The sequence below is a fragment of the Pseudoalteromonas sp. Angola-30 genome (assembly GCF_028599215.1).
Lineage (GTDB): Bacteria > Pseudomonadota > Gammaproteobacteria > Enterobacterales > Alteromonadaceae > Pseudoalteromonas > Pseudoalteromonas atlantica.
On the sequence record NZ_JAQREI010000018.1, the window covers coordinates 12873 to 23838 of the forward strand.

Annotated in this window: 9 protein-coding genes; 8 read left to right on the forward strand and 1 reads right to left on the reverse strand. The window is 41.9% G+C overall.

Features of this window, described 5'->3' with window-relative positions; all coding sequences use genetic code 11:
• From mutL to PSH54_RS17375, 8 genes are all read left to right on the forward strand, one after another.
• Window positions 1–1863: a DNA mismatch repair endonuclease MutL gene (gene mutL, locus PSH54_RS17340; protein WP_273606697.1), complete on the forward strand. Its 1863-nt coding sequence runs from the start codon at window positions 1–3 to the stop codon at window positions 1861–1863.
• A gap of 10 nt (window positions 1864–1873) precedes the next feature.
• Complete coding sequence (gene miaA / locus PSH54_RS17345; RefSeq protein WP_095206706.1) at window positions 1874–2791, forward strand: tRNA (adenosine(37)-N6)-dimethylallyltransferase MiaA; 918 nt, start codon at window positions 1874–1876, stop codon at window positions 2789–2791.
• 81 nt (window positions 2792–2872) lie between these two features.
• Window positions 2873–3136: an RNA chaperone Hfq gene (gene hfq, locus PSH54_RS17350; RefSeq protein ID WP_004587665.1), complete on the forward strand. Its 264-nt coding sequence runs from the start codon at window positions 2873–2875 to the stop codon at window positions 3134–3136.
• Between the two features lie 15 nt (window positions 3137–3151).
• Window positions 3152–4441: a ribosome rescue GTPase HflX gene (gene hflX / locus PSH54_RS17355; protein WP_273606698.1), complete on the forward strand. Its 1290-nt coding sequence runs from the start codon at window positions 3152–3154 to the stop codon at window positions 4439–4441.
• 100 nt (window positions 4442–4541) lie between these two features.
• Window positions 4542–5714: an FtsH protease activity modulator HflK gene (hflK, locus tag PSH54_RS17360; RefSeq protein WP_004587663.1), complete on the forward strand. Its 1173-nt coding sequence runs from the start codon at window positions 4542–4544 to the stop codon at window positions 5712–5714.
• A 5-nt stretch (window positions 5715–5719) separates the two neighbouring features.
• A complete protein-coding gene (gene hflC / locus PSH54_RS17365) occupies window positions 5720–6598 on the forward strand; it encodes a protease modulator HflC (protein ID WP_004587662.1) in 879 nt (292 codons plus the stop codon).
• A gap of 216 nt (window positions 6599–6814) precedes the next feature.
• Window positions 6815–8128: an adenylosuccinate synthase gene (locus PSH54_RS17370; protein ID WP_004587661.1), complete on the forward strand. Its 1314-nt coding sequence runs from the start codon at window positions 6815–6817 to the stop codon at window positions 8126–8128.
• Window positions 8129–8240: 112 nt separating this feature from the next.
• Window positions 8241–8879 (forward strand): tetratricopeptide repeat protein, encoded by a 639-nt coding sequence (locus PSH54_RS17375; protein WP_273606699.1) that lies wholly within the window; start codon window positions 8241–8243, stop codon window positions 8877–8879.
• 81 nt (window positions 8880–8960) lie between these two features.
• Here the strand turns inward: PSH54_RS17375 and PSH54_RS17380 are convergent, their stop codons facing one another.
• Window positions 8961–10811 (reverse strand): cation:proton antiporter, encoded by a 1851-nt coding sequence (locus PSH54_RS17380; RefSeq protein ID WP_024031470.1) that lies wholly within the window; start codon window positions 10809–10811, stop codon window positions 8961–8963.
• Window positions 10812–10966: the final 155 nt, after the last annotated feature.

Sequence of the window (10966 nt, forward strand, 5' to 3'; positions counted from 1 at the left end):
ATGAGTATTGAAATATTACCTGCACGATTAGCTAACCAAATAGCGGCAGGTGAAGTGGTTGAACGCCCGGCTTCAGTGGTTAAAGAATTAGTAGAAAATAGCTTAGATGCGGGCGCAACGCGTGTGCAAATAGACATAGAGCGTGGCGGTCACAAGCTTATTCGTATTCGTGATAATGGCTCAGGTATTGGCAAAAATGAGCTCACTTTAGCGCTTTCACGCCATGCAACAAGTAAACTTAAATCACTCGATGATTTAGAAAACATTTGTTCTTTAGGCTTTAGAGGGGAAGCGCTTGCATCTATTAGTTCGGTATCGCGTTTAACGCTTAGCTCAAAGCCCAAAGCACAAGATGCCGCGTGGCAAGCGTTTGCACAGGGCCGCGATATGGACGTGCAAGTAAAGCCGGTAGCCCACCCAGATGGCACAACGATAGAAGTTAAAGATTTATTTTTTAACACCCCAGCAAGGCGCAAGTTTTTACGCACCGAAAAAACCGAATTTAGCCACATTGATGAGCTTATAAAGCGTATTGCACTGAGTCGTTTTGATGTGTCGATTACACTGACGCATAACCAAAAGGTGGTTAGACAGTACCGTGCTAAAACCGACCCTAATCAAGCGATTACTCGGGTTGCGCAAGTTGCAGGTAAAGCCTTTGCTGAGCAAGGATTGCATATTCAATCTGGTGAAAGTGGTTTACAGCTACATGGTTGGGTATTGCCAGTGGGATCAGCTAATACCACGCAATATACATATGTAAATAATCGCATGATGCGCGATAAGTTAATTTTACATGCTATTCGTCAGGCGTTTGAAGAGGTAAGTGGAGCGCAAGAACTCCCAGGTTTTGTTATTTATATTGATATTGACCCAAGGCAAGTGGATGTAAATGTTCACCCTGCAAAGCATGAGGTGCGTTTTCATCAAGGCCGGTTAGTGCACGACTTTATATTACAGGCGATTAAGCAAGTAGTTGTGCCTCTACAAGGCGAATTTGCAACTAATCAAGCGCCCACAGACGATTACCAATCCTCAGCGTTTATTGAGCAGCCAAGTCATGCGGCTAATAACCAGCCAGTTCAGCAGGGGTATGATTACCCTAAGTCACAGTTGCAGCCAATAGATTCACAAAACAGTGGTTTTACTAGTCGTGCCCCCTCTAATCGCGCAGGGTCAGGGAATGGCGCTGCGGGGTATGCTTCACAGCCTAAAAAACATAGTGCAAATCATCACGATGTAAATGCATTTTATCAAGGGGTGAGTGAGCAACAAGCCGCTCATTTTGAGCATAGTGTATTAGCGCAGCCCGATACTGATGAAAGCGCTGCACACGCATTAAAAAGTGTGCAGGTATTAAATGTAAATAAAGGTGTGTGTGTATTTACTCAGCAGCAGCAGTTATTTTGCTCACACTATAAGCATGCACTTGTTGATTACTGGCATGCACAAATAAAAGAGCTGGGTAATTTAGAGGGTAAAGCCTTGTTACTACCCGTAAGGGTTAACCTTGAAAAAGCTGACTGCGAACTAATAGCTCAGCAGCAATCGTGGTTTACTTTATTAGGCTTTGAGCTAGTTATTGAAAAACAGTTTGTGATGGTTAAAAAGCTACCCACGTGTTTATATTTACTTGAAGTATCAGCCGCGGTTGAAAACTTGCTTGGCGCATGTAAAACACAGCTCAACGAGTTACAAGCGTGGCTTACATGGCAGCTTAGTTGTGTACCAGAACGCTTTTATGAAAGTAATGCATTTATTGAATTACAAATTAGCTTACAAAATAATCCGCAAACAATTGAACGTTTAAAAGAAAAAGCAGTTAAAATAGACCTAGAACACTATTTAACGCAATTAAATTAAGGTACCCGTGTTGAGCAATTTACCGGTCATATTTTTAATGGGCCCAACCGCAGCTGGTAAAACGGCGTTGGCAATTTCACTGTGTGAGCACTTAAATACAGAAATAATCAGCGTTGATTCAGCGTTAGTGTATAAAGGTATGGACATAGGTACGGCAAAGCCCGATGCAGAAGAGCTTGCTCGTGCTCCGCATCATTTAATTGATTTACTCGATCCGAGCGAAACCTATTCGGTCGCCGATTTTAGACGTGATGCGATAAAAAAAATTGATGAATTCCATCAACAAGGTAAAGTACCAATATTAGTGGGCGGCACCATGATGTACTTTAAATCTTTAATTGATGGATTATCGCCACTGCCAGAAGCCTGCCCAGTCGTTAGAGCAGAGCTTGAAGCGCAAGCAAAAAAATTTGGCTGGCCACATTTACATCAAGAGCTGGCTAAAGTAGACCCGCAAGCGGCCGACAAAATAAGTGAAAATGATTCACAAAGAATAAATCGAGCTTTGGAAGTTTACCGCATTAGTGGTAAAACAATGACTGAATTGCAAAAGCAAAAGCAGCCAACGTTACCTTATACTTTTCATCAATTTGCGATTGCGCCTGATGATCGCAGTGAATTACATCAGCGAATTGAAAAAAGGTTTAAAATAATGATAGAACAGGGGTTTGAAAAAGAAGTTTCGACCCTATATCTACGTAAGGATTTACACCCCAATATGCCTTCTATTCGTTGTGTAGGTTATAGACAAATGTGGGATTATCTTGCGGGTGAAGTAGACCATGATGAGATGGTTTTTCGCGGCATTGCTGCAACGCGTCAACTGGCAAAACGTCAGCTAACGTGGTTACGGAGTTGGCCTGATGTTACTTGGTTAACAACAGACGATGAAGAAAACTTGCAACGCGTAGTAAGTTCGCTAAGCTAGTAGTAGTTGCGAATTATTTATTTAATTAAATAAGTTCAGCTACTTAAATTATAATAACACCTAGAACGAAGGAACAATAACATGGCAAAAGGCCAATCGTTACAAGACCCATTTTTGAATGCACTACGTCGTGAGCGCATTCCAGTATCAATCTTTTTGGTAAATGGCATAAAATTACAAGGTAAAATTCAGTCATTTGACCAATTTGTTATTTTACTTGAAAACACTGTAAACCAAATGGTGTATAAACACGCAATTTCAACAGTTGTACCTGCTCGTGCAGTCAACTTCCAAGGTGTTCAAGGGAGCGATGACACTGAAGAGCAAGAACCAGGAAATATTTAATTAGGAGCGTAATGCTTGTTTGACCGCTATGAATCCGGCGAACAGGCAGTCTTAGTTCATATCGACTTACCTAAAGATGGCGATCGTGAAGATCTTCATGAATTAGAGTTGTTGGTATCTTCTGCTGGTGTTAGTAGTTTGGCGGTTGTGCAAGGCAGCCGCCAAGCACCACATCCGAAACTATTCGTCGGTACCGGTAAAGCAGAAGAAATAGCTGAGATTGTCAAAATCCACAATGCAGATGTTGTCATCTTTAATCATCAATTAAGTCCGTCTCAAGAACGTAATTTAGAGCGCGTTTGCCAATGTCGTGTACTTGATAGAACAACACTTATTCTTGATATTTTTGCCCAAAGAGCCCGTACCCACGAAGGTAAGCTACAAGTAGAGCTTGCTCAGCTTAGGCATATGTCTACTCGATTAATCCGAGGGTGGACTCACCTTGAGCGCCAAAAAGGGGGAATAGGTTTACGAGGCCCAGGCGAAACACAGCTTGAAACCGATAGACGTTTATTGCGCGCGCGCATTAAAAATATTCGTGCCCGATTAGCCAAAGTGGCTGTACAACGCGAGCAGGGTAGACGTGCGCGTACGCGTAACGAAATTCCTACCGTGTCGCTTGTAGGGTATACCAATGCGGGTAAATCAACCCTGTTTAACCGTATAACAGACTCAGATGTATACGCAGCTGATCAGCTTTTTGCCACGCTTGACCCAACACTACGTAAACTTGATATAGGTGATGTTGGTTCGGTTATTTTGGCCGATACAGTGGGATTTATTCGCCACTTACCGCATGACTTAGTGGCAGCCTTTAAAGCAACACTAACAGAAACGCGTGAAGCCGACCTACAATTACATGTAATTGATGTGGCAGACCCGCGCAGACGCGAAAACATAGAGGAAGTACAGTCGGTTTTAAAAGAGATTGAAGCTGATGAAGTACCGCAATTATTAGTTTATAACAAAATTGATGCGCTTGATGATGTAAGCCCACGAATTGATCGGGATGACCAAGGACAGCCTATAAGAGTATGGTTATCTGCACAAACCGGCGAAGGGTGTGAGCTACTTAGTGAGGCAATAAGTGACCTGCTTGCTAAGAAAATGCTTAGTGGTACGTTATTACTTGCCCCTCAATATGGCCGCTTAAGAGCGTCTTTATTTAGCTTAAGTGCAGTCCATGAAGAGCGCTTTGATGAAAAGGGTAACTGGTTGTTGGATGTACGTTTACCTATGGTTGAATGGAACCGATTAATTAAAGAGTTTGGTCCTGAAATTGAAGGTTTTATCAATCGCGATTAAAAATTGGCATATAAATGTCGGTTTTTGTATGAGAAACGCGGTAGATTTGATAGATTTAACACAATTTCCTAATTTATTTAGATAACAATGGAGTATAGCTATGGCCTGGAATGAACCGGGTAATAATGGCAATGACAAAGATCCGTGGAACAATAAAGGCGGACGTGATCAAGGCCCACCTGATTTAGACGAGGTGTTCCGTAAGTTTAGCAACAAGTTAGGCGGCATATTTGGCGGTAAAAAATCCGGCAATAATAGTGGCGGTGGACTTGGCGGAGCCGGTATTTCATTTATCCTCATTATCGCCGCAATTGTGTGGGCGTTAAGTGGTATTTATACGGTTAAAGAAGCCGAACGTGGTGTGGTACTGCAATTTGGTAAGTATGACCGTATTGCAGAGCCAGGCTTACGCTGGAAAATGACCTTTATTGAAACGGTTATCCCGGTAGATATTGAAGCTGTGCGTTCATTATCTGCATCAGGGTTTATGCTAACGGAAGATGAAAACGTAGTAAGCGTTGAGTTTGAAGTGCAATACCGTGTTATTGACCCGTACCTTTACAAGTTTAGCGTAACTAATGCTGATAACAGCTTAGAAGAAGCGCTTGATAGCGCGTTACGTTACGTTGTTGGCCATGCAAAAATGGACCAAGTACTGACTAATGGCCGTGAAGTTGTTCGTCAAAATACGTGGGATGAGCTTAATAAAATCATCGAACCGTATAACTTAGGTTTAATTGTGACCGATGTGAACTTTAAAGATTCACGTCCACCAACTGAAGTAAAAGATGCATTTGATGACGCTATTGCCGCACAAGAAGATGAAGAGCGTTTCATCCGTGAAGCAGAAGCGTATGCACGTGAAATTGAACCGCGCGCGCGTGGCCAAGTAACACGTATGACGCAAGAAGCAGAAGGTTATCAAGAACGCATTACACTTGAAGCACAAGGTGAAGTGGCTCGTTTTGAAAAGCTATTACCTGAGTACCAAGCAGCTAAAGAAGTAACGCGCGAACGTTTATACATTGATGCTATGGAAGAGGTGCTTAGCAGCAGTTCTAAAGTCATTGTTGATGTTAAAGGCGGTAACAACATGATGTACTTACCACTTGATAAAATTATGGAAAAGCAAGGCACTGCAACACGTGTAGCTTTACCAAGCTCAAGTGATATTCAAGATTTACGCAATAAAGTAAATACATCACGAAATAGCACTGTGAATAGCGGTAATGACCGTTTTAACAGCGATCGCTTTAACAATAACGGGAGATAAGCGTAATGAAAAACTTTAGTTTAGTCATACTATTAGCTGCCATTGTTATGTCTTTCTCTGCGGTATTTGTAGTACCTGAAGGGCAAAAAGCGATTGTGCTGCTATTTAGCAAAGTTGAAAAAGACAGTGAAGACAAAGCTGTTGTATACAGCCCAGGCCTTCACTTAAAAGTACCATTTTTTAGCCAAGTACGTCGTATTGATGCACGTATTCAAACGCTAGATGGCACGCCAGACCGCTTTGTAACAAGCGAGAAAAAAGACTTAATTGTTGATTCGTTTGTTAAATGGCGCGTAAACGACTTTAGCGCATTTTACCTTCGTGCTCGTGGTGATAAGCAATACGCTGAAACACTACTAAAGCAAAAAGTTAATAATGGTCTGCGTACTAACTTTGGTACGCGTACTATTCGCGAGATTGTATCGGGTGAGCGTAGTGAGCTAATGGAAGAGGCGTTAGTACAAGCTTCTGAAAGTGCGCGCGAGTTAGGTATTGAAGTACTTGATGTGCGTGTGAAGCAAATTAACTTACCACAAGAAGTGAGTAGCTCTATTTACCAACGTATGCGCGCTGAGCGTACTGCTGTTGCAAAAGAGCACCGCTCGGAAGGTCAAGAAAAAGCGGAAACTATTCGTGCAAATGTTGACCGCCGTGTAACGGTAATGCTTGCTGATGCAGAGCGTAATGCGCGCTCAGTACGTGGTCAAGGTGATGCAGAAGCTGCCGCTATTTATGCTAAAGCATACAACAAAGATCCAGAGTTCTTTGGTTTTGTTCGTTCTTTAGAGGCGTATAAAAAGACCTTTAAAGATAAACAAGATGTTATGGTACTTTCGCCAGATAGTGACTTCTTTAAATATATGAAAGGCGCTGCAGCGCAATAAGCGATGCCTTAATCATTTAAAAAGTTATAAAGCCCCGCCTATGCGGGGCTTTTTGTTAAGTATAATTTAAAACTTTAAATTACTGTTATATATGTGGTTATTTAAAAAGTGTGATGGCCTAAAAAATACGCGCAGAAAAAATAAGCTGAACAGGGGTGATCTTTACTTCCGTTTTCTGGTAAAATCTCGTCCTAATTTTCTCGAAGTGAATTTACAATGGGTAAAAACGTTGTTGTATTAGGCACCCAATGGGGTGACGAAGGTAAGGGTAAGGTTGTTGATCTCCTTACAGACAAAGCATCTTTAGTAGTTCGATACCAAGGTGGCCACAATGCGGGTCATACTTTAGTTATTGACGGTGAAAAGACAGTTCTACACCTTATTCCATCGGGTGTATTACGTGACAATGTTAAATGTGTGATTGGTAATGGTGTGGTTTTATCACCAGAAGCGCTAATGAAAGAAATTGGCATGTTAGAAGAGCGTGGCGTACCTGTACGAGAGCGTCTTTTAATTAGTGAAGCATGTCCGTTAATTCTGCCTTTCCATGTTGCATTAGATGTAGCTCGCGAAACTGCTCGCGGCGACAAGCCAATTGGTACTACTGGCCGTGGTATCGGTCCTGCGTACGAGGATAAAGTAGCCCGTCGCGGTTTACGCGTAGGTGACTTATTCAATCCAGAATTATTCGCAGCTAAACTAAAAGAAGTACTTGAATACCATAACTTCACTTTAGTTAACTACTACAAAGTAGATGCTGTTGATTTCCAAAAAACGTTTGATGATGCAATGGCTGTTGCAGACATCTTAAAGGCAATGGTTGTTGATGTAACTGAGCTTTTAGATCAAACACGTTTAGCGGGCGAACACATTTTATTTGAAGGTGCACAAGGTACATTACTTGATATCGATCACGGTACTTACCCTTATGTAACTTCTTCAAACACCACCGCTGGTGGCGTTGCGACTGGTGCTGGTTTTGGTCCATTAAACCTTGACTACGTGTTAGGTATTATTAAAGCGTACACTACACGTGTTGGTTCTGGTCCTTTCCCTACAGAGCTTTACGATGGCCTTGAAAAACAAGACCCAGTGGGTAAGCACTTAGGTGATAAAGGTCATGAGTTTGGCGCGACAACAGGTCGTTTACGCCGTACTGGTTGGTTAGATGCTGTGGCAATGCGCCGCGCAGTTCAAATCAACAGCATCTCTGGTTTTTGTTTAACTAAGTTAGATGTTTTAGATGGTTTAGAAACGCTTAAAATCTGTACTGGTTACCAGCTTGAAGATGGCACAGTGACTAATGTAACGCCATTAGCTGCTGAGGGTTACGAGAAAGTAACACCAGTATATGAAGAGATGCCAGGTTGGTCTGAAAACACAGTTGGTGTAACTAGCCTTGAAGGCTTACCAAAAGCTGCGATTGACTACATCAAGCGTATCGAAGAAATCACAGGTGTACCTGTTGATATTATTTCTACCGGCCCAGATCGTGTAGAAACAATGGTACTTCGCAACCCGTTTGCTTAATCACCATTCGTTTAAAAAAAAGCTGCTTTTTGCAGCTTTTTTTATGCCTAAAATTCACCTTGGAACGATCTTTGTATATTATTTGATAAGTTTTATTTTATACGTGGTAAACATGCGCCTATCTACCTGTAACACTTTTCTAGCGTCTTTGCTCACTCCGTTACTTTTATCTATAAGTAGCAATGTGTTAGCTGAAGAAACGCCCGCTGCGGTGCCGCTTTATACCGAACCGGAGCTGATTGCACTAATAAATAAAAATACACATTTGCAGCGTGTAAAGGCAGACGATTGCCAATTAGTACAAGATATAGAGGCAAGGGCCAATAAAATGGCGCTGCCATCTTACCAATTTTTATATGGCGATATGCTGGCATATAACGTGTGTGTTGAACGCAATGTGGAATTAGGTGTGTACTACATGCGTAAAGCGGCTGAACAAGGCTTAGCGGCTGCGTTAGAGCAGCTTGGACGTTATTACGACACGGGTCGCTTAGTGCAGCAAGATAAAGCTATGGCCATTATCTACTTACGAGAGGCCTCAGCGCAAGGGAACTTAAAAGCACAGCTAAGGCTGGTTAAGCTTTTTAATGCAGGCTACGGAAGCCCACGTGACTTTGAAGATGCGTATCGGTGGTTATTCAATGCCATGGTGGCAGATAAAGCAACCCATAAAAAAATTGAGCGTGCGCTTAGCTTACTCGCTAAAAAAATGCCCGATAGTGTTGTTGCCCGCGCGAGATTACCCATGTAAGTGCCGATAACGCACGCTATTTTTATAAAATAAAAAAGCCCTAATATTTAATTAGGGCTTTTTTGCAATAACTGGAAGAGGTTAGCTCTCTTCTTTATTTTTTGTTTTAGCGGGGTCTTTTAACACCGACATTTTTGGCGGCTGAAGTGCAAAAATACGCTCTCCCTCCTGCGGTGGCTTTTCCATATTACTGGTAAATGGGCGAAGCTTTACTGGCGTATCGTCGTCGTTGTCTTTATCACCTTTTAAAATAAACAACGGGATCGCTTCAGGGTTCATCTCTTGGTATTTTTCCCAATCAAATTCTTCTGAAATACGCGTCGCACTTACTTTACCGCCTTTAGCAATAATACTGCTTAGGCGAGCGTAAGAGCCATCTTCACCAAACAAAATTTGTCTAGATAGGAATGTTGCACTGTCTTTGTTCGCTTTAGCATGCGATGTAGATGAGCGCAGTGAAAATACATTTTTTTCATTTAATAAATGAGAAAAATATTGTACACCAAGCGCATTATGGTGGCGGTTTGGTGAAAGTGCTAATACCGTTCTTATTGTTGTGAGCGGCAAGTAACGTTCAGCATGCTCTGATTGTGGGTTACCATAATAACAGGCAAGGCCGTCCATACGAGCCATTTTACAGTTCTCCCATGCGGGGTCTGATAGATGAACAGGAATGCTTTGCTCTTGTAAACCTTTACCTATAGCGCGAGATACATGGTTTGCACCAATAATCAGTATGGTATTTGGAGAAGGTTGGCGCACGCCCAATAGTTTAGCAACAGGAATAGCAGTTAAGCTTTGCAATACTACAGTGATGATAATAACGGTAAATATTAACGGCACCATTTTTTCTGCATCAGCTACGCCAGCTTCCATCATACTTAGCGCAAATACCGAGCCAACAGCAGCTGCAACAATACCTCTAGGGGCTATCCACGATAGCACCAAGCGCGATTTCATTGGCAAGTCAGTACCAAAAGTAGATATGGCAATACACAATGGACGCGCTATAAATAACACCACTGCAAGGAATATAAATACGTCGCTGTCTAACATCATCAAGTCAGAAAGCTGTAGCCGCGCAGCAAGTAAAATAAACAGTGATGATATTAAAATCATCGATAAGTCTTCTTTAAACTCAAGTACAGAATCGATTTCTAAATCATTTTGATTGGCAAGCCAAATACCAAATACGGTAACAGCCAATAATCCCGATTCATGACTTAAGTGATTAGATACCGAAAAGCTAATAAGCACCAAGGCAAGTATGCCAAATTTATGTAACTCGAACGGTAGCCATTCACGGCGCATAAGCTGTGTGGTGATCCACCCCGCAACAACACCGATAGAAAGCCCTACGCCGACTGTTTTAACAAGTGCAACAATAGTGTGGCTAAGCACTTCTCCTTGGCCTACCAGCATGACTGCTTCAAATACAAGCACAGCAAAAAGAGCACCGATTGGGTCAATTACAATGCCTTCCCATCGTAATATACGGTCAATATCTTGTGTTGGGCGCATCGAATTAAGTAAAGGGGCGATTACCGTAGGCCCTGTTACTACTAGTACAGCGCCTAATACTGCAGCCACCCGCCAGTTAAGCTCCAGTAACCAATAGGCACTTAAGCTTATTACCACACAGGTGGTGATCATGCCGATAGAGCACAGGTTACGTACGACCTTACTTATGCCTTTTAACTCTCTAAAGTGCAAAGTAAGGGAGCCTTCAAATAAAATGACAGCCACACTCAGTGACACAACAGGAAATAATAAATCACCCAGTAAAGCATCAGGGTCTAATACACCACTAAACGGCCCTAGCAATAAACCGGTAAGCAATAAGAACAAAATAGCGGGTACTTTAAACGCCCACGCTACCCATTGGGCAAGCACCGAACAAAGTGCGATACCGGCTATATAAATTGCTGACATAAATTAAGAATTCCTTATTTATCACAATGTGAAAAGTATAACTTTTGTTAAATATTAATACAGGGGTATACACGTGAAATGTTTAATTTGCTAATAAAATTTTAGCGCTTAATACAAAAATTGTAGGTTAAACTTATTGATTTATTTATAAAAAT

Excerpts from the sequence above, each read along its gene's own strand:
- PSH54_RS17370 (WP_004587661.1), top strand. The coding sequence starts at position 6,815 with ATGGGTAAAAACGTTGTTGTATTAGGCACCCAATGGGGTGACGAAGGT.
- PSH54_RS17380 (WP_024031470.1), bottom strand. The coding sequence starts at position 10,811 with ATGTCAGCAATTTATATAGCCGGTATCGCACTTTGTTCGGTGCTTGCC.
- hflC (WP_004587662.1), top strand. The coding sequence starts at position 5,720 with ATGAAAAACTTTAGTTTAGTCATACTATTAGCTGCCATTGTTATGTCT.
- hfq (WP_004587665.1), top strand. The coding sequence starts at position 2,873 with ATGGCAAAAGGCCAATCGTTACAAGACCCATTTTTGAATGCACTACGT.
- mutL (WP_273606697.1), top strand. The coding sequence starts at position 1 with ATGAGTATTGAAATATTACCTGCACGATTAGCTAACCAAATAGCGGCA.
- PSH54_RS17375 (WP_273606699.1), top strand. The coding sequence starts at position 8,241 with ATGCGCCTATCTACCTGTAACACTTTTCTAGCGTCTTTGCTCACTCCG.
- hflK (WP_004587663.1), top strand. The coding sequence starts at position 4,542 with ATGGCCTGGAATGAACCGGGTAATAATGGCAATGACAAAGATCCGTGG.